This is a genomic window from Peribacillus huizhouensis (assembly GCF_014138605.1).
Classification (GTDB): Bacteria; Bacillota; Bacilli; order Bacillales; family DSM-1321; genus Peribacillus; species Peribacillus huizhouensis.
In genome coordinates this window covers 361613-381888 of sequence record NZ_JACJHX010000004.1, presented here as the reverse complement: position 1 = coordinate 381888, position 20276 = coordinate 361613, and the positions used below count along the sequence as shown (strand labels likewise).

The following is a 20276-nucleotide window of genomic DNA, read 5'->3' as shown; positions in this document are numbered from 1 at the left end:
CTTTAAGTCAGCTCTTCTTTTTTGAATGATAAAGTGAAACCGGGATAAATTGGAGGTTTTTTTTTGAAAAAATATTTGGGTCTTCTAACCTTTATAACGCTCTTCTTATTTGGCTGTTCGAATGATGTAAGTAACAGCGAACCTCTTCTAAAAGAAAAGCAATCGGCAAGTGAGTATTTGAGTGATTACTCTTCAAACCCACAGGTAACAGATGACCGAACATTACTTGAAGTTGGTCAATCCGTTTCAGATGAAAAAGGTGAAGCGACTTTAAAAGCAATCAATCCCGTCAATGAAACTTACGAAGTTGGTCCAATCCGACTAAATGTAAAAGATATGAAACTCATTCATTTAAGACCAGATTATAGTCTAATTGATTATTTTCATGTGTTGACACATGATGAAGAATTTGATTTTGTAAAGGTCTTTGTAGAAATCGAAAACACTTCCAATGAAAAAATAAACTTTGCACCAATAGCCCTGATTGAAACGAGCACAGGTGAGAAGTTAGATTGGGGGAAAGATATATATCTAGAAGAATTAAATGGTGAAATAGAAGGGAACTCAACAAAAAAGGGGAATTTAGGTTTTATTATTGACTCATCAAAAGACCTTGAATGGATTGAACTAACAACAAGCGATGTATTCGATAAAGATGAAAATAAAATAAATGACTCTCAAATAATAAAAATTAAGTTTTAACCAATAAAAGGTATAGAGATTTCTCTCTATACTTTTTGGGGCTTAACGATAAAACCTTTGGCCGCTGTTTATCATTCAATTTGAATATAAGAATAAGTTTCTTTAAACACATCATTCAAATTTTTTCTGTAATCTTTCCACCTAAATGAGCATCAATTAAGCGAATATCATCATTAAGCTTCGAAAATGAAACACGATAGAGAAGTTCGAAATATTCATGCTGATTTTCTTAGTAATTTCTGTTCCATGTTAATTCAAAATTAAGGTCCTCGATAAAGGGATTTTGCCTTTCCTCAGACAACGTGGGCTGTACGTCCATATCATCTAAACGACTCACATTAATCTCAGGTGCTAAATAATGAGTGAGGGACTCCGTCATTTTACTTATGAAAAAAAACCACTGTTCATGGCAATGAAATTCCTGACTACTATAGAATGTTCACTTCGTCTAATCAACGATCTCCCAAAATTGGGTGGCCGCCTTTGAGTTTGGTTCATCCCTTAATCTTAAAAAAACGGGCTCCATACTAAAATCAAATTGTTTCAGTTCAAAAAGCGTTGTATGTTCTAAAAAAGGCGAGTCATAATCCATTTTCGGAATAATTGATAAACCTAATCCTCTGTTTACAAGTGCTACAACCATTGTGACATCTTTGCACTCGATTATGATATTAGGCTTCAGATTACGTTCATTAAATGTTTGCAATATCCTTTCATGTAAAAAATGGCCTTCCATCGCCCCCAACATAATGAAAGGGAATGAGGCTATTTTTTCCAAAGTCACATCCTGCGATGAAAACAATGGTAACCAATTAGTTGGAATAATCACGACGAATGGCTGTTTTTTTAATATTTTCATCTGATATTGTTCACTATTGCCCGGACGTAAAAGTAATGCAACATCAATTTCTCTTTGTTCTAGTCTTTTTAATAATTCTTCTGAGTTGCCTTTTATAATATTGATTTTAATATTTGGATATTGTGTTCTAAACATACTGACAAAGTCAATGAGCATATTCGAACATGCAGAGGATACACCAATGCTTACTGTTCCTGCTATACCCTGTTCAATCTCTCGAATTCGCTGCTTTACATCTTGCATTTGCATGAGCATTTGCTCGGCATATTGATATATTAGTTCACCAGTTTCTGTAAGCTCCCATTTTTTACGATATCGATGAATTAAAGTTGTACCAAGATCATTTTCAAGCTTTTTTAACAGCTGGCTAAGCGGTGGCTGGGCGATATGGAGCACTTCTGCTGCTTTAGAAATACTTCCTTGTCTTACTATTTCTCTAAAGTAATGTAATTGTCGAAAATCCATTTCATATCTCCATTATATGTTTTTTAGTATGATTATATTATAATATATATATTTTTTATATGTTAAATTTGATGTTATATTTAATCGTATACTATTTACAGAAAGCGAAGGATGTTATGAATCATATGAGTAAAATAATGAAGCGACTCGTCTTTTACGTGCTTGGCTTATTTCTCTTGTCGCTTGGCGTTAGCCTCTCGATTCAAGCAGGACTTGGGGTATCGCCTGTGTCATCACTGGCTTATGCATTTGCGCTAACGACTGGCTTATCGATTGGTTTTACAACGGTGATTGCAAATGTTTTGTTTATTGTTATTCAAGTATTAATAAATAAACGAATTGCGTTAAATGAATTTGTAGGTCAATTAATTATTTCGTTTTTATTCGGTTTCTTCATGGATGCTACGCTCCTCTTTGTACAACTACTCCCTACACCTGAAACCATCTTTACTCGAATTGTATTTTTAATCGTTAGTTTATTTGTTGTAGCTACTGGTTTAATTGGTTATTTTACAGCGAAACTTCCATTAATGCCATATGATGCGTTAACTCATGTATTTAGCGAAAAATTTAATTTGAAATTTAGTAAAACGAAAATTTCAAGCGATTTAATTAATGTGTGTGTTGCAGGTGCAATATGTTTAATTTTTATTCAATCTTTAGGCTCAATCGGAATCGGTACACTAGTCGCCGCCTATTTCATCGGCAAAATATTAGGTTGGATGATCAAGCATTACCAACAACCTCTTCAATATTGGGTATATAAAACTGAGGGGCTATCTAAAGAATCTTAATAAAGATGTCTTTGATTCTGTATATATAATAAAATAAATTATTTTATAAATCAGTTGATGATTTTTTAGTAGAAGTATAATACTTCTGCTATTTTTTATATTTCGCCAAAATTGCTTAATAATATTTGATAGTTAATTTTTGCATAGAATAAAGATTGTTAATGATGATACTGCGAAAGCTTGCTATATAATAAAGATCTAGAGATCGTTTGAAACACGCTGAAAATCATTTAGAGTGAGTGGCGATTTTACTCTATAAAAATAGGAGAATACGAACTTTTTCCCGGTTTAACAGGCTGTAAGACCCCCACCTCAATTTTTACGAAAGATTCAAGGAATAAATAGATGGGGGATAAACAGCCTGTAGATCCCCGATTGGTGAGATACAGTGAAACTTACCATCAGTGGAGATGCTCCCCCGCTGATTGAAGTTTCACTTTATTTCACTCAACTATTAAAATTGAATAAATATCAAGTATTACTATTTTCTTGACTGACCAATATAATCAGGAATGGGAGATGAGACAAATGAATAAAAAAGACATCGCTAATATTCGAAAGCAATTTAAATTAGATAATCAGTTTATGAAAATTCGCGAAATCTTTACTGTTTATGTAAAGAAAGAATCAGGTGAGATTTACCATCAAGTCAGTCAACCGTTTGAATTGTTAGAACAGGAAGCACAAGAATTGTTTTTAGCAAACTTTAAAAAGGTGTTGACAGGTTATCTTGATGCCAAACTGTTTGAGCTGAAATTTAAACATGATGTGGAAGACAGCACGCAAATGATCCTCTACGAAGGATTACGAGCAGGATCAACGGAAAATTGGAAAGAAAACATGCTCAAAATCGTCGGGAAAATGTTTGCTCATGCTGCTTATGATTTTGATACTGTGGTGACATTTATCCGAGGAGAATATCTAAAGGCGGCTGGGAAACGAGATCAGGAATCGGAAGAAGGAGGGAATGATAAGGCTTATTCCAGTGAGTTTATCCTTTGCAGTCTCAATAAAACCGATCAGCCGAAAAAAGCCTTGCTGTTTGATTATATTGAGAAAGAATTCAAATCGAATAACGCAGTTGATCCCATTATTAATTTGACTACTCCGTTAACAGGTTTTCTGTTTCCTGCCTTCAATGAAAATTCAGCAGATGTGAATCATATTCTCTATTGTGGAGGGAAAGTGAATCAACCAGATGATTCATTTATAGAAGAAGTTCTCAACTGTGAAGAGATTATTACCGCTATGGAAGATAAGGACAGCTTCGAGCAAATCTTAAAAATTGTGATGGGAGACGAAGTGGATTCCAACGTCATTTCTAATGTCTATGAGGAAATCGATAAAATGGTGCAGGAAAATGAAGAAGATGAAGAAAGTGAATCTCCTATGTTGGATTATCGGGACATCGAACGCATCTTAGAGGTAAGCGGCGTCGAAAATGTGGATACCGCCAAAGTGGAACATGCTTTCAAAAGTGTCGTAGATGACGAAAAACATGAAATTAAAGCAAGCAGTATCATCCCTAAAACTATTAAAATCAATACGAAGGTGGCAGATGTATCCGTCAGCCCGAAAGACCTAAAAAATGTAAAATATATTACTTACAATGGAAAACGGTGCCTATTAGTTGAGATTGATGAGGATGTAGTCGTCGAAGGATTTCGACTGGAAACGAAGACACTCTAGTGGTTTTTCAGGATCAGATTCCTTGATACATTGCAATCAATAAATGAATTTAGTTGGATTTCTAGAAATTGTAGGAACCAACTTTTTTTAGGATTGGATCCAGACAACATGATCATACAGCAAATCAGGTTAGAGAAGTGAATCGCTGGATTTAATGTTTGTGAATGATGATGTATTCGATTAGGCGCAATGCTGCCTATTGAGCTTATAAAATGTGAAGAATTATACGTAAACTAACGGATTGCGATCGAGCAATAATTAAAGATAAATTTTTGAAGCTCTTTTACATTTTTCGATCTTCCAATCAAGCTGAATTATGGAGCAACACTGATAGAAAATGATCAAACTTTATTCAAAGCAACCATAATTCATGAACGTAAATAAAGAGGTGATAAACGAAACCGCCTGTTATAATGACAGACGGTTTCGAGAGTTATCAAAATGTATTGTTTCAAAAGATTACCAGATTATAAAGATAGCAAAGAGTTATTGTTGCACAAGAATAAGATTCTTTAACTCATCCATTATTTTATTAGTGGCATAAATTGTGTGATTTCCTGCTAGGCTTTGTGTTCCACCAGCTTCAGTAATTAGTAACTGGCCAGCTGCAACGTCATACCAGTTAGGGTTTAAGTAAATGGCTGCGTCTAATCGACCAGCTGCGATATAGGCTAGCGTAACAGCAGCAGTACCGATTATCCGAATTCTGTATACATCATTTACGATATTATCTAACAATAGCAATCGTTCTCTATTGCTTTCTTTGTTTCCATCCTTTGCGAAGTCTCCTACTGATACAAAGGCTTCGGCAATAGAAGCATCTCTAACTTGAATCGGTTGTCCGTTTAAAAAAGTACCTTCTCCTTTTGCTGCCCAAAATAATTCACCTAAACCAGGAAGTGAAATAACAGCAACAACAGGATCCCCTTTGTGCGTAAGCGCAATAGAAACGCCGTACAACGGAATTCCGACACTGTAATTCACCGTACCGTCAATTGGGTCGATTACCCATTCAAAATCTTCAGTTCCTTCAATATTCCCCGCTTCTTCACTGAAAACTTGATGAGTAGGATATTGTTCTTTGATACGGCGAATGATAAGGTTTTCAACCTGAATATCCATTTCTGTTACAAAATCTTTTGCTGATTTCACAGTTTGTTGACCAGCTTTCCCTGCGTGTGGAACAATGAATTGTCCTGCTTCTTTACCAAGTTCAATAGCAAAATCTAAATATGATTTATACATGTCTTTTTCTCCTTTTTCAAATAATTCTTCTGACACTTTTTATCCCGCATTAACGGGCAGTAACCCCACTGATTTTATTTAGAATTTTACATATGTCGACTATCCCCATTACTAATTCGACAAATCTCTGTATTGAATCCTGCAAAATAAAGTGGAAAAATGAGAAATGGTTAAGATAACTTGTAATTCAATAGAAAGAAAAGGAAGACGAGTTTAGAAAAGTAATATAAACGAGCGTCCATATTAGATTGAAGCAATACATTTAAGATCCGATCTTATTTGATGTATGATTCATCCTAGTTCAAATTAAAGTGTCCGTATGATTGTCTATTTTCACTAATGTAACGAAGCAGTTGATAGTAGTTGAAAATATGAGGAATTAGACGTAACGTAAAAGGTAGATAGACTAAGGAGTGTGTATACGTGAATATTTTAGTCGTAGAAGATAATGAAGCGGTTTGTTCAATGCTAGAAATGTTTTTCGCGAAAGAAGGATTGCGCGGTGAGTTCGTGATGAATGGACTTGATGGCTACAATCGCTACAAAACGGGTGATTGGGATATAATAATCTTGGATTGGATGCTTCCAGGGATGGATGGGGTCAGTATTTGTCGGAAAATCAGGGAAGAAGATCGTACAATACCAATCATTATGTTAACGGCAAAGGATAGTGAGTCTGATCAAGTCCTTGGGCTTGAACTGGGAGCGGATGATTATGTGACTAAGCCTTTTAGTCCACTGGCATTGATGGCAAGAATTAAGGCAGTGATGCGAAGGTCGCAGAAGGATAATCAGTCAGAGCTATCAGAGGGGCATATTATTGAAACAACCCATTTTACAATAAATCGTGATACACGGGAAGTATTTCTAGATGGTGCATTGGTCCCGAACTTAACACCAAAAGAATTTGATTTACTTCTCTATTTTATCCAATCTCCACGCCAGGTCTTCACACGTGAGCAACTGCTTGAAAGGGTATGGGGCTATCAGTTTTACGGGGATGAGCGAACGGTTGATGTGCATATTAAACGTTTGCGGGGCAAAATCGGATTAAACGCTCAGCCGATGCTTCATACTGTTTGGGGAGTCGGCTATAAGTTTGATGAAACGGTGATGGTTGATGAGAATTAAGTATGTGTATCAATTGCTTGTGAGCCACATTAGCATTTTCCTGTTGGCGTTTGTGATCTTAAGTTTACTATTCGCTAATTATGTCGAAAATCTAGTTTATAAAAATAAAACCGATGAATTGATTGAATATGGACAAACCATTTTAGCGAAGTTTGAAGCCGATCCGAGAGGGCAGATTGCAACTTTAAATCAATATGCAAACGTGTTAGATGCACGACAAATTTACTTTAGTGTGTTTGATCAACGTTTGAACTTGCTAACGCCTAATATTGGTCCACTAGAAAGTTTCGAGCTGACTGCTAAAGAGTATTCACGACTATCAAACGGTGAAACGGTAATTATTCGTCATGAAGGCAAACGATTTGTACAAGAAATGTCGGTTGTGTTGTTACCATATATTCAACGTGGGAATTTGCTCGGAGTCATTGTACTTTATGCCCCCGTAAGTGGTACAAAAGAAATGATTAGAGAAGTGAACAATTATCTATTCATTACCGTAGTTATCGCTTTAACGATCTCCTTATTATTAAGCTGGTTTTTATCTAAACTTCATGTGAATCGAATTCAACGTATCCGCGAAGCAACTTCGATGATTTCTTCTGGGAACTATGATGTCCACGTCCCATCCTCCAGTTTTGATGAAATCGGTGATCTTGGCAATGATTTCAACGAGATGGCAAGGAAGTTAAAGAACTCCAATGAGGAAATTGAAAGTCTTGAAAACCGTAGGCGTCAATTCATGGCGGATGTATCTCATGAAATGCGAACGCCATTAACGACGATAAGCGGAATGATAGAAGGGCTACGTGATGACTTAATTCCTGAAGAAGAAAAAATGAAGGGCATTAATCTAATGAATCAGGAGACGAAGCGATTAATCCGGTTAGTAAATGAAAATCTAGATTATGAAAAAATTCGATCTAATCAGGTTGTGTTAACGAAAGAAACGATCCAGCTTCAAGAAGTGCTGGAAGTTATTCGAGACCAGCTCTCGATTCAGGCGGAAGGTAAGGATAACAGGATTCTGCTTGATGTTACTAGAGATTTGCTCGTTTTTGCAGATTACGACAGACTGATGCAAATTTTAATTAATATCACAAAGAACAGTATTCAATTTACCGAGAATGGAACGATATGGCTCCGTGGTAAAGCGGGAAAAGATAGGACAATCATTGAAATTGAAGACACAGGTTCTGGAATTAATCCAGCAGATATTGAGGCAATCTGGCATCGCTTTTATAAAGCTGATTTGTCTCGAACTAGTAATCCATATGGAGAATTCGGTCTCGGTTTATCTATCGTTAAAAAGCTTGTTCAGCTTCATGATGGTGAAATCGAAGTGGAAAGTGAGGAAGGCAAGGGAACGATCTTTACGATTCAATTGCCAGAAAAAAAATAGATGCATAGAAGAATTATTACTAGTTATCGATACTTTTTGTGAAGAAGGATCTAAAAGAAAGCAGCTAAAGTGCCTTTATAGTAGGAAGTACGATGCGCTGTGACCTATAATATGAATGGTGTTAGAATTGAGTCTGTGGAGACCTTCTCCAAAGAGCTAGTGTCAAATGAGAAAGAGGAGTGGAAAATAGTGTATAAAATAATTGCCATCGACATGGATGGGACCTTATTAAATGACCATCATGAAGTAACAGAAGAAGTACGAAACGCGCTACATAAAGCAAAAGAGCAAGGTGTGAAAATCGTACTCTGTTCCGGCCGTCCCATAGGTGGTATGCGTAGATATTTAAAAGATCTTAAGTTAGATGAGGAAGAAGATTACGTCATTGCCTATAACGGTGCACTCGTTCAAAATACTCATACGAATGAGATCGTATCTGAACTATCCCTTGGTTATGAGGATTTAAAATTGGTTCATGAACTTAGTGTTGAGCTAAGTACATCTATGCATTTTTTTGATGCAGATAATCTCTATACACCTAATCCTAATATAAGTAAATACACAGTGTATGAATCATATATTAATCAAATCCCACTACATTATCGTCAAGTTAAAGAAATCCCAGCAAATATATTGCTACCGAAAATAATGTTTATTGATGAACCAGATCGTTTAAGTAAAGTGATTGCACAAATTCCTGCATCACTAAAAGAACAATACATGATGGTTCAGAGTACACCTTTTTTCTTGGAAATTTTACATCCAGAAGTAAGTAAAGGAAATGCTGTGAAACAATTAGCTGAAAAGTTGGGAATTAGACAACAAGAGGTAATGTGTATAGGTGATAATGGTAATGACTTGTCAATGATCGAGTACGCAGGCTGTGGTGTGGCTATGGGGAATGCAATTCCGGAGGTTAAGAAATCTGCTAATTTTCAAACTCTCTCTAACAATGAGAACGGGGTTGCACACGCTATTCAAGAGCTTGTACTGACATGATAAGCACTAACTAGGAGATATTTTACGTTTGATTATGAGGCTTGACATTTTATGACAAGGGACTGACCTCGTACTCTAATTCAACACGTAGTGTTTCATACACTAATCTTATACTATGTTTAGTTATGAGGGGTTGACCCTTTGGTTTAGAAACTTCTGAAGAGATGGGGATTTTAGATGATGGTTGAAATTGAAAATAATTGGTTAAAGGTGAGTATTTCACAAAATGGGGCAGAAGTACGGGAAGTACAGCATAAGAAAAATGGGCTGAACTATATGTGGACAGGGGATAGTGCCTACTGGGGACGTGTTTCTCCAGTCTTGTTTCCGATTGTCGGAAGTTTAAAAGAAAACCAGTATCAACTTGATGGCAACATATACAAACTGTCACAGCATGGTTTCTTACGCGATAATGTTTTCGAAGTGGACAAACTGGAAGCAGACTATGTTTCTTTTGTAATTGAGTCTGCTGGACAGTTCACACATGTATATCCATATGAATTTAAGGCATATATTCATTATACTCTTAAAGAAGATTCGTTAATTGTTCGCTGGGAAATCTTGAATGAAAATAAAGAAGCAATGTATTTTTCCATTGGGGCACACCCAGCGTTTAAGCTTCCGCTTTTAGAAAATGAGAAGATTGAGGATTATATATTGAAGCTTACCCCTGGTTCGAAGGAAGTCATTGAATATGAGCTAAAAGATTCTTTAATTTATGAGAAAGGACCGGCTCATGATTTTCAAGAAATTCCGATCACTCCGTCATTATTTGCAAAGGACGCTCTCGTATATAGCCATATCGATCACGTGACATTGACATCTAAAACATCAAGTCATGGCGTAGAACTAACATTTAATGATTTTCCATTCGTTGGAATTTGGTCGAAATATAACGAAACAGATCGCACAATGGCACCGTTTGTTTGCGTTGAACCATGGTATGGTATTGCTGATACTCATGATGCATCAGGAGACTTGAAAGAGAAATTTGGAGTGAATAGGCTTGAAGCTGGAGAAACGTTCTCTGCAGAGTATGGAATGAAGTTTAATTAGAGGAATTAAGACTAGTTTCTTACTTACATCCTGTTAAACTGGGGGAACCATGTCTTTAATTATGGCTCTTTTCGTAAAGATTGTTGTTTTTAGCAAGAAACCAATTCGAACAGATGTTGATTGTAGTGGAAGGTGCGAGACTCCTGCGGGAAAAGCGTGTTGAGGGAGACCCCGCAAGTGCAAAGCACTGAGGAGGCTTCTGAGACCGCCCGCGGAAAGCGAGTACCTGCAACGGAAATCAACCCGGGTTATTAGTGTAAAAATGATTGAAAAGCAACAAAGTATGTGAAAACAGCCTTAATTATAGAGAATTGAAGAGCGTAATATTTCACCCTTGTTTCATTCTTTGTTAATAAATTTGTCATATTTGTTGGGTATGATGAATGTAACAAATAAATTGAAAGAAACAAGGAGGATGGTCCGTATGGAGGAACATCAAATTGAAACAAATACATCTTCACAAAGAGAACAGCATAAAAAAGGAAAAGCGGGCTGGGGGCAGACGATTGTTTCCGGATTAATCGGTTCCGTTTTAACAGCAACGATATTTATAACAACGGGAGATCAGTTTTTCACAGACACTACCACCCCCACTGAAAATCCAGCTTCTACAGCCGCAGAAAAAGATCTAACAAAGGATAATGGTGTAAACGTTCAACCAACTTCATATACAGGCACAACAAGCCTTGCAGATATGGTAGAATCGGCTTCGAAGGCAATTGTCGGAGTTGTCAATTATCAACAATCAGCTAACCGATTTGCACAAAATTCACAGGAAGTAGAAAGTGGAACCGGTTCAGGTGTCATGTATAAAATAGATGGAAAGAACGCCTATATTGTTACGAATAACCATGTCATTGAAGGAGCCTCAAAAGTAGAAATATCGTTATATAATGGCAAGACCACAACGGCAGAAATCGTTGGTTCCGATGCTTTAACCGATTTGGCTGTTTTGAAAATTGATGCTTCATTAGCCCCAGGAGAAATTAAATTTGGTGATTCAAGTGCGGTCCGTGCTGGTGAGCAGGTTGTAGCAATTGGGAATCCACTTGGTCTTGATTTTTCTAGAACCGTTACCCAAGGAATTATTAGTGCTGCTGAAAGAACCATTGATGTAGATACATCAAGCGGGACATGGGGATTGAACGTCATTCAAACAGACGCTGCCATCAATCCAGGTAATAGCGGAGGAGCACTGATTAATTCTAAAGGAGAAGTAATCGGAATTAATAGCTTAAAAATATCCGTAAATGGGGTTGAAGGCCTAGGATTTGCTATTCCAAGTAATGATGTGATTCCAATTGTCGACGAAATGATTAAAACAGGGAAAGTAACACGGCCATATTTAGGTGTAGGTCTTGCTGACATAGCGCAACTTCCACAAGCCTATGTACAAAACATTTCTCAAAATGTGAAGGCAGGAGTCATGGTCACAGATGTAGCAAATGGATCTGCTGCAGAAAAGGGCGGCATACAACAGGAAGATATCATTACAGCGATGAATGGAAAAGAGATAAAGAGCGCTTTGGAACTTAGAAAATATCTCTATACAGAAGCAAAAGTGAATGAAAAAGTAAGTGTGGAAGTGTATCGTGGGAATCAGAAATTAACATTACAGGTTACATTAGGACAATCACAAAAACAGGTTCCCGAATAAGTATTTTGGCATAGAGGTTCCTAGCTATAATTTCGTAGCTAGGAACCCTTTTTTTAGCAAATGAAAGAAGTTCTTTCGTCTATCGACTAATATTATTTAAACGTAATACTGGTGAACAGATATTTAGATGTTGAGTTTTATATCAGATATGCATATAAACGGATTATGTGTCAGATAAATGGCTGGTTTTAAGTGAAGGCTCTTTTCGTAAAGATTGTTGTTTTTAGCAAGAAACCAATTCGAACAGATGTTGATCTTCGTTACAGGTGCGAGACTCCTGCGGGAAAAGCGTGTTTAGGGAGACCCCGCAAGTGCAAAGCACTGAGGAGGCCTCTGAGACCGCCCGCGGAAAGCGAGGACCTGCAACGGAAATCAACCCGGGTTATTAGTGTAAAAATGATTGAAAAGCAACAAAGAATGTGAAAACAGCCTAAGTAAAAGCATGAAAGTTTACATGAGGATAATGGTTTGAACGAATAATAATAGGCAATGATAAACAATATTATTGTTAAAAAGATTTTTGGCTTAATCGTTTAAAACCAAGATTTTACACGACTCTTAACAAGGCTTGAAAGATAGCCCTAATACCATGAAACGAGAGAGAAAGCTCGTTTAATCTCATCGTTTCATGATATTAGGGCTAAAATGAGCTAAAAATCAACAGGTTATATAACACAGCCTAATAGTAAGAACTTGCTATTATACTGCAATAGGTCCATAGCCAATAAAAAATGCTATTCACATATAATTGTCAATAAAATTGTTTCAAAAATATAAAAATAGTTTGACAATTCTGTGAACGGGATGAATAATATATATAAGGAGGATGATTAAAATGGAATCTAGATTGAAATTGTTAAACGCTACGAAGTATGTAGGGGCAATCCTACTTACAATGGGAATTGCAATTTTTTTATACGGTTCTTTTGTAAGCGATTTCAGACCTGTGATGGGGATAGGGATTGGTACAGTGATGGGCGCTGTTTTTATCTTCTTGATGGGAATGTTTCTAGTAGCTTCTGAAGAAATGGTGACAAATTGTAAGCAGGGGAAAAAGATACTGCCTTGATAATGGATTGGTTTAATAAGAATAATAAGAACGTGAATAATAAATGGTCACCTAGATGTTGAATAGGCGTAGTTGACTATGATGAAACAAATGGCTGCGCCTTTTAAAAAAAAGAGAGCGTAATACGCCCTCTTTTAAGTGGATCTTTTTGGATTACATATCCCAGAGAAAGATTAACAATGTCCCAAAAATGGTAACTAAAGCAACCAATATACCGAAATAAACGTTTGAATAAATGGCGCCTTTATCTTCTGTTTCACCAGCATGCATGAATACAACGAGTTGAAGGCCTGCTTGTACGAATGCAGTTAGAAGAAGTATAGTTATGCCTGCTGTAAATGACATATCTAAAAAGTAAACCAATAGAGCCACTGCTGTAAGGATTAACGAGAATACAAAGCCCATTACTTGTTTTATTGGGAATAATTCCTTCATATTACATCATTCCTTTCAAGTAGATGAAGCTAAAGATAAAGATCCAAACTACATCTAGGAAATGCCAGTAAAGAGAGAAAATGAATGATTTATTGGCTGTTTCAGGTGTCAATCCACGTTTTTTCACTTGTAGGAGAATAGCTAATCCCCAGAAGAAACCAAATGTTACGTGCAGTCCATGTGTTCCTAACGTTGTTAATAACATGGATGTGAATCCACTAGTGGTTATTCCAGCACCTTCGTGTATATACGTTGTGAATTCGAAAATTTCAAATCCTAAGAACCCTAAACCTAGAACAAGGGTTACCGCAAAGAAGGCCATCATGGCTTTTTGTTTGCCTAAGCGCATGGCGTGAATACCAAGACCAATAGTAAAACTACTTGCTAAAAGCAAGATTGTTTCCATTAATACTGGTGATAGTTCAAAGATTTCTGCACCGGAAGGACCATTGCCCGAACGGTGCTCATACACGAAGTAAGACGTGAAAAGAGTTGCAAAAAGCATAATTTCGGCACCTAGGAAGATCCAAAAACCAAAGATTTTTAACCGGTTTTCTTCCGTGCTATATTCAAGTGGAAGCGAGTGATCAATTTTCATTATTTAGCACCTCGCAATTTTGTTTCTGTATCTTCAATTTCTTCTACAGGGATGTAATGTCCATGATCTTTTTCGAACGAACGGTATACAAGACAACCTAGGATACCGAGTAACGAAATAATGGCAAGTGGCCAGATACTGAAGATCATACTAAATCCAAAGACAAAGAAGATACAACTCATAATAAATGGTAAACCGCTAGAATTCGGCATATGAATTTTTTCGATTTTACCTTTAAATATTTCGTGGCCATGTTTCTTAGCATCCCAGAATGCTTCAGTTGATTTAACTTGCGGCATAACCGCAAAGTTGTATTCCGGTACTGGAGTATGAGTAGCCCACTCAAGAGTACGTGCATTCCATGGATCGTTACCGATATTCCGTGGTGAGTAACGAACGCTATAATAGATATTGTAGACAAGTAACGCAAAACTAATGGCCATAATACCTGCTCCGATAAATGCAACCATATTCAATGGAGCAAATCCAGTTGCTTCAGAGTACGTGTACATCCGGCGTGCTTGACCGTCTAAACCAGTAATATACATTGGGATGAAAGCTAAAATGAATCCAGTAGACATTAACCATACTGTCCATTTACCGATTCTCTCATTTAACATGAATCCGAACATTTTTGGCCAGTAGTACGTAAGACCAGCAAGCATTGCATATACAACACCAGGGATAATCACGTTATGGAAATGAGCAACTAAGAACATTGTATTATGATATTGATAATCCGCAGCTGACATCGCAAGCATAACCCCTGTTACCCCACCAAGTGTGAACAGCGGAAGGAAATGCATCGCGTAAAGCATTGGAGTAGTAAATTCAATTTTTCCTTTCCAAAGGGTGAACAACCAGTTGAAGATTTTAACCCCAGTTGGAACAGCAATCGCCATCGTTGTAATGGAGAAAAAGCTGTTTGCAAGTGCCCCTTGCCCCATCGTAAAGAAATGGTGAGCCCACACAAAGAATGAAAAGGCAGAGATAACAACCATTGAAGCAACCATGGATTTATACCCATAAAGATTGCGACGTGCAAAGGTCGAGATAATCTCACTAAATAAACCGAATGCCGGCAAGATCAAGATATATACTTCAGGATGTCCCCAAACCCAGAATAGGTTGGCCCAAAGCATATCTGAACCACCGTCACCAATTGTAAAGAATTTTGTATCGAATAAACGATCCATTGTACCCATTGCAAGTAATACGGTTAATACTGGGAAAGCAAAAACAATGATTAAGTTAGAGATTAGAGCAGACCATGTGAACATTGGCATTTGCATTAATTTCATGCCTGGTGCTCTCATCTTAAAAATAGTCGTGATGAAGTTGATACCCGTCATTAAAGTACCGATACCAGCTATCTGAATTGCAATCATGTAATAATTCGAACCTACGGAAGTACTAAAATCATTCCCTGCAAGTGGGAAATAAGAAGTCCAACCTGCATCAGGTGAACCACCAATTACGAATGAGATGTTGAATAGCATCGCACCCATAAAGAATAACCAGAAGCTTATGGCGTTTAGACGTGGGAAGGCTACGTCACGGGCACCAATTTGTAATGGTACGACGAAGTTGAAAAAGAACATAATAAATGGCATAGCCATAAAGAGAATCATAACAACACCGTGAGTTGTGAATACTTCGTTATAATGTTGAGATTCTAAGAATTTATTATCAGGAATGGCAAGTTGAGCACGTAACATAATAGCATCAACGCCACCGCGGAATAGCATAAGTAAAGCAGAAATTAGATACATTATACCGATCCGTTTATGGTCTACTGTTGTTAACCATTCACGCCATAGATAACCCCATTTTTTAAAATAGGTTATACCTAAGATTACCGCAATACCAGTAAGACCAATGGCAACCATTGATGCGTATATCAAAAAGCTTGGATGCGGTATGGCAAAGCGATTAAAGAAATCCATACTTTTTTGACTCCTTTCAAGATTATATTGCTTTTCATATAAAACGAGTGGTTAGTATATGTGTAACCTATTAATGATGATGACTGTGATCTGCTTCCTTCCCAGAATCACTTGATTCATGATGGTGTTCGCCTTCTGAAACCTTATCAGAATCGGCTGAATCATGATGATGTTCTGGAGCTGGTGAGAATTCTAAATGCGTTCCAGTATATGTGGATCGTCCAAGATGTCCAGGTTTTAATAACTCATTAAATTTCTCTTCAGTAAGAGGTTTAGCTGTATCTTGCACTTCTTTTACCCATTTATCAAAGTCAGTTTGGGACATTGCCTCAACATCAAACGTATTTTCAGCAAATCCTGCTCCACTGAAGTTTGCGTTTCGACCCATTAATTCACCAGGTTCGTCTGCGGCTAAATGTAATGTTGTAACCATGTCACCCATTGCGTATTTTTGTCCACCAAGTTGTGGAATCCAGAAACTAGTGATTGGCCCGTATGAATAAAGTTTGAATTCAAGTGGGCGGCCTGCTGGAATATTTACATAGTTAACAGTTTCAATACCTTCTTCAGGATAACTGAAATGCCATTTCCAGTCAGAAGATGAAGCGTATATGACTAATGGTTCTTGACCTTCGTATCCTTTCGGTGTGGCCTCTACTTCATAGTTACTCTTAACAGACATAACAGAAAGGAAAATAACAATAATAATTGGAACACCAATACAAATTGCTTCAACAAACATATTACCTTCAATGTGTGGAGGTTCATAATCTGCACTCTGCTTAGAAGCGCGGTATTTAACTAACACGAATACTAAAATTGCAAAAACAACAATAACAATACCAGACATGATCCAGATCGATAACATAATATCATCGGCTTGCACTTTAGCTTGCGGCCCTTTAGGGTCCAAGACCAATAGTGGCTCACAACCAGATAGCACAGCAGCAACCGTGAAAATCATGGCTAATAGAGTCCATTTTAACTTCATAGTAGTACCCCTTTCCCTTATATTTCTTAGTTATTTAGATAAAGTGTTAACTGTTTCACAAACTGACGATTCTATCTTATTATTAACCTTATAAAAATACAATCAAAACATAAATATGTCACAAAAAGTTCATGAAGATATTGAGAAAAAGTGGCAGTCGAGGAGATATATTGGATTAATTGAATATGATGACATATGATGATAGAGTTCAGGATTATTTTATCGAAATATATTAGATCTCATGAATAAATTCTATTAAATTATATTACTATAATTGTTTGGAAGCAGGAACCATAAGTGAACTGCACCCTAATTGTTAGCAACCACTAACAATTAGAGGTGCAGTTTTTTTTTGATTACATATTATTTAGTCCTGAGTTTACACCTGGGAAGAATCTACAATTTTTGAGGGGATTAAGAAAATAAAACGAATATGGCGTTAAAACGCAGTATTTACGATAAAGAAACTATCCTGTAGCACGCTACGCTCGCTTAATCACAATGGTGGCGGTGCGGAGCTGGTTTTTGAAGCATATTCATAATAAGTTCGTATATCTGCAAAGTAGATTATCTAAAGTAGTAACTCATGAAGCCCAACATGTCCTTCATTCAAAATAAGTATTTTTATCGGATATGAATAAATCTCAAAGAAAAGAAAAAAATAACATGTACAGTCTTGGAAGTGAAAAAATTGCAATGAGAAAGGACTAGAAAAATACTTCTACTCTAATTGCTTTTTTTATTATGAAGTAAAGGAGGATTCACAATGGTTGAGTATGATCCCGTTTTATATAGCCGAATACTAACCGGTACCACGTTAGGTTTTCATACGATTTTTGCCACTCTAGGGGCTGGTATTCCGCTTCTGATTGCGTTAGCAGAATGGATCGGAATTAAACGGAATGACCTGCATTATCATGTGCTTGCAAGGCGTTGGACTAAGGGGTATATCATCTCTGTTGCTGTTGGGGTGGTTACCGGCACTGCGATTTCCTTACAACTCAGCTTATTGTGGCCGAATTTTATGGAAGCAGCTGGACATACCATTGCCCTTCCTTTATTCTTGGAGACATTTGCCTTTTTTTTTGAAGCCATTTTCCTAGGGATCTATCTCTATACATGGAATCGATTTAAGAGCAAGTATGCTCATTTTCTCTTATTACTCCCTGTTTTTATAGGTGGTGGCGCATCAGCCTTTTTCATATCGACAGTGAATGCTTTCATGAATTCACCTATCGGTTTTAATTATGAAAATGGCATTTTAACGAATGTAAATCCCATAATGGCGATGTTTAATCCAGCCACCCCAACAAAGGTAACGCATGTTATGGCATCTTCTTATTTAACGGCTGCCTTCATTTTCGCGTCAATAGCGGCCTTTTCAATTTATAGAGGCAGAAACCATGTTTATCATAAAAAAGCGTTGAAATTATCAATGACAGTCGCACTAGCCTTTGCTATCAGTACCGCTTTGATTGGGGATTTATCAGGAAAATTCTTAGCTCAATACCAACCTGAAAAGCTAGCTGCAGCTGAATGGCACTTTGAAACGGAGAAAGGTGCGACGTTAATTTTTGCTGGTTCTTTAGATGAAAACAATAAAATTAGTCAGGCTATAGAAATTCCATATGCATTAAGTATACTGGCGCATGGGATTCCAGGGGCAGAAGTAATTGGCTTGGAGGAATTTCCAGAAGAGGATTGGCCTCCTTTGATTGTCCACTATTACTTTGATTGGATGGTTACTATCGGCATGTTTCTCGCTCTTGTTTCTTTTGTCTATTTTTGTATGCAGTACAGGGGAAAATGGAATGAATGTAATAAGCCGTTATTAAGCGCTATTATAGCGGGAGGGCCACTTGCCATGCTTGCGATTGAAGCTGGTTGGTTCATGGCAGAACAAGGTCGTCAACCATGGATTATTAGAGGGGTGATGCGCACCGCCGAGGCAGCGACAACATCAAACCATGTTGACACGATGTTAATACTGTTTATCTTGCTCTATGTCATATTGGCCATTTCTATTGTTATTGTACTCAAAAGGGTGTTTAAAGCGAGCCCGCTTGAAAAGGATTTAAAAAAACAAGGGATCGAATAAGGAGGAACCGTTGATATGAGCTATGAACTACTCGGCATTACGGTGCTATGGACATTTTTATACGGCTATGTCATTGTGGCTTCGATTGATTTTGGTGCTGGTTTTTTTAACTATTACACATCGATAACAGGAAAAGGGCCTATTGTTCATAAAGTTATTGATCGTTATCTTTCACCAGTTTGGGAAGTGACAAATGTATTCCTGATCTTCTTTTATGTAGGCTTAATTGGCTTTTTTCCATCGATTGCCTATTATTATGGGACAACCTTACTTATACCAGGTAGCATTGCGACGATCTTGATTGCTATTCGCGGCTCATACTATGCCTTTCATCATTATGGTCCAAAAAAGGCAAGATGGACGCAATTTTTGTACGGAGCAACTGGTCTACTAATACCGGCCTCCTTATCGACTGTCCTTACGGTTTCAGAGGGTAAATATATATTTGTGAACAATGGCAATGTGTCTTTGGATTACAGGGAGTTATTTACGAGCTTCTATTCATGGACGGTTATTATCTTGGCGATTGTAAGTGTGCTGTATATTTCAGCGTGTTTTTTAACCTATTATGCTCACAAAGCTGGGGATATGGAGGCTTTTCATATTTTGCGAAAGTATGCCCTTTCTTGGAGTCTACCGACCATTCTAGCAAGTTTTCTTGTATTTTTATCAATCAGTCATCACAATTGGGAGCATTTCAGCGGTATGCTTGATCTTTCCTGGATGTTCATTCTGTCGAGTCTTTTCTTCCTCGGTGCGGTCTTTCTCATTTTGAAAAAGCAGAGGTTGGGCCTTTCATTTATATTTGTCATGCTTCAATACGCATTTGCCTTTTATGGATATGGGGCTGCTCACTTACCTTATCTGCTTTACCCGTACCTCTCAATTTATGATGGATTTACGAATGAAGCCATGGCCATCGCTTTAATCATTACCTTTGTTGCCGGTCTATTATTGCTTATTCCATCGCTCTATCTTCTCATGCGTTTGTTTGTGTTTAGCAATCAGTATGTTCAAGGAAAGAAATAGGAGGTGTATTCTTGACTACATTCTTGATTATGGTAGCACCATGGATCATTATCGCAATCGCAATCATTCTTTTATTTGTATGGGGAGCGAAAGGGAAAGACCCATACCACTGAT

General features: G+C 37.2%; 18 protein-coding genes. 12 read left to right on the top strand and 6 right to left on the bottom strand.

Annotated elements, in window-relative coordinates; genetic code table 11:
* The first annotated feature begins 63 nt into the window (after positions 1-63).
* On the top strand, positions 64-702 hold the full coding sequence (locus HNP81_RS09350; RefSeq protein WP_028389798.1) for a hypothetical protein: 639 nt from the start codon (positions 64-66) through the stop codon (positions 700-702).
* A gap of 448 nt (positions 703-1150) precedes the next feature.
* On the opposite strand, the gene HNP81_RS09345 is transcribed toward HNP81_RS09350, so the two are convergent.
* On the bottom strand, positions 1151-2026 hold the full coding sequence (locus tag HNP81_RS09345; protein ID WP_028389800.1) for a LysR family transcriptional regulator: 876 nt from the start codon (positions 2024-2026) through the stop codon (positions 1151-1153).
* 137 nt (positions 2027-2163) lie between these two features.
* On the opposite strand from HNP81_RS09345, the gene HNP81_RS09340 reads away from it, so the two are divergent.
* Together HNP81_RS09340 and HNP81_RS09335 are read left to right on the top strand one after the other, a co-directional pair.
* Entirely contained in the window at positions 2164-2820 is a 657-nt protein-coding gene (locus tag HNP81_RS09340; RefSeq protein WP_028389801.1) for a YczE/YyaS/YitT family protein, read from the top strand.
* A gap of 528 nt (positions 2821-3348) precedes the next feature.
* The gene (locus tag HNP81_RS09335) at positions 3349-4509 is read left to right on the top strand and encodes a DUF4317 domain-containing protein (protein ID WP_182502426.1); all 1161 of its coding nucleotides are present in this window, start codon (positions 3349-3351) and stop codon (positions 4507-4509) included.
* 486 nt (positions 4510-4995) lie between these two features.
* Here HNP81_RS09335 and HNP81_RS09330 read toward each other — a convergent pair whose 3' ends face one another.
* The gene (locus HNP81_RS09330) at positions 4996-5790 is read right to left on the bottom strand and encodes an inositol monophosphatase family protein (protein ID WP_182502425.1); all 795 of its coding nucleotides are present in this window, start codon (positions 5788-5790) and stop codon (positions 4996-4998) included.
* 387 nt (positions 5791-6177) lie between these two features.
* On the opposite strand from HNP81_RS09330, the gene HNP81_RS09325 reads away from it, so the two are divergent.
* The 6 genes from HNP81_RS09325 to HNP81_RS09300 all read left to right on the top strand — a co-directional run bounded on the left by HNP81_RS09325 (position 6178) and on the right by HNP81_RS09300 (position 13065).
* A complete protein-coding gene (locus HNP81_RS09325; protein ID WP_028389803.1) occupies positions 6178-6885 on the top strand; it encodes a response regulator transcription factor in 708 nt (235 codons plus the stop codon).
* Complete coding sequence (locus tag HNP81_RS09320) at positions 6875-8284, top strand: ATP-binding protein (protein ID WP_028389804.1); 1410 nt, start codon at positions 6875-6877, stop codon at positions 8282-8284. The genes HNP81_RS09325 and HNP81_RS09320 overlap by 11 nt, the downstream gene beginning before the upstream one ends.
* 189 nt (positions 8285-8473) lie before the next feature.
* Positions 8474-9283: a sugar-phosphatase gene (gene yidA, locus HNP81_RS09315; protein WP_182502423.1), complete on the top strand. Its 810-nt coding sequence runs from the start codon at positions 8474-8476 to the stop codon at positions 9281-9283.
* 177 nt (positions 9284-9460) lie between these two features.
* Entirely contained in the window at positions 9461-10339 is an 879-nt protein-coding gene (locus HNP81_RS09310) for an aldose 1-epimerase family protein (RefSeq protein ID WP_246399291.1), read from the top strand.
* A 424-nt stretch (positions 10340-10763) separates the two neighbouring features.
* Positions 10764-11996, top strand: coding sequence for a S1C family serine protease (locus tag HNP81_RS09305; RefSeq protein WP_182502422.1), 1233 nt, complete (start codon positions 10764-10766; stop codon positions 11994-11996).
* A gap of 835 nt (positions 11997-12831) precedes the next feature.
* Positions 12832-13065: a hypothetical protein gene (locus HNP81_RS09300; RefSeq protein ID WP_028389808.1), complete on the top strand. Its 234-nt coding sequence runs from the start codon at positions 12832-12834 to the stop codon at positions 13063-13065.
* 153 nt (positions 13066-13218) lie between these two features.
* Here HNP81_RS09300 and qoxD read toward each other — a convergent pair whose 3' ends face one another.
* The 4 genes from qoxD to qoxA all read right to left on the bottom strand — a co-directional run bounded on the left by qoxD (position 13219) and on the right by qoxA (position 17035).
* Positions 13219-13500: a cytochrome aa3 quinol oxidase subunit IV gene (qoxD, locus tag HNP81_RS09295; protein WP_028389809.1), complete on the bottom strand. Its 282-nt coding sequence runs from the start codon at positions 13498-13500 to the stop codon at positions 13219-13221.
* A 1-nt stretch (position 13501) separates the two neighbouring features.
* Entirely contained in the window at positions 13502-14098 is a 597-nt protein-coding gene (qoxC, locus tag HNP81_RS09290; RefSeq protein ID WP_028389810.1) for a cytochrome aa3 quinol oxidase subunit III, read from the bottom strand.
* Entirely contained in the window at positions 14098-16044 is a 1947-nt protein-coding gene (gene qoxB / locus HNP81_RS09285; RefSeq protein ID WP_182502421.1) for a cytochrome aa3 quinol oxidase subunit I, read from the bottom strand. Before qoxB ends, qoxC begins: the two co-directional genes overlap by 1 nt.
* A gap of 70 nt (positions 16045-16114) precedes the next feature.
* Positions 16115-17035 carry a cytochrome aa3 quinol oxidase subunit II gene (gene qoxA / locus HNP81_RS09280; protein WP_182502420.1) on the bottom strand — a complete coding sequence of 307 codons (921 nt, stop codon included), beginning with the start codon at positions 17033-17035 and terminating at the stop codon, positions 16115-16117.
* Positions 17036-17801: 766 nt separating this feature from the next.
* On the opposite strand from qoxA, the gene HNP81_RS09275 reads away from it, so the two are divergent.
* The 3 genes from HNP81_RS09275 to cydS are packed head-to-tail and all read left to right on the top strand — an operon-like array spanning position 17802 to position 20275.
* Entirely contained in the window at positions 17802-19133 is a 1332-nt protein-coding gene (locus HNP81_RS09275; RefSeq protein ID WP_182502419.1) for a cytochrome ubiquinol oxidase subunit I, read from the top strand.
* Between the two features lie 15 nt (positions 19134-19148).
* Entirely contained in the window at positions 19149-20162 is a 1014-nt protein-coding gene (locus tag HNP81_RS09270) for a cytochrome d ubiquinol oxidase subunit II (protein WP_182502418.1), read from the top strand.
* A gap of 11 nt (positions 20163-20173) precedes the next feature.
* Positions 20174-20275, top strand: coding sequence for a cytochrome bd oxidase small subunit CydS family protein (cydS, locus tag HNP81_RS24585; RefSeq protein ID WP_376766727.1), 102 nt, complete (start codon positions 20174-20176; stop codon positions 20273-20275).
* Position 20276: the final 1 nt, after the last annotated feature.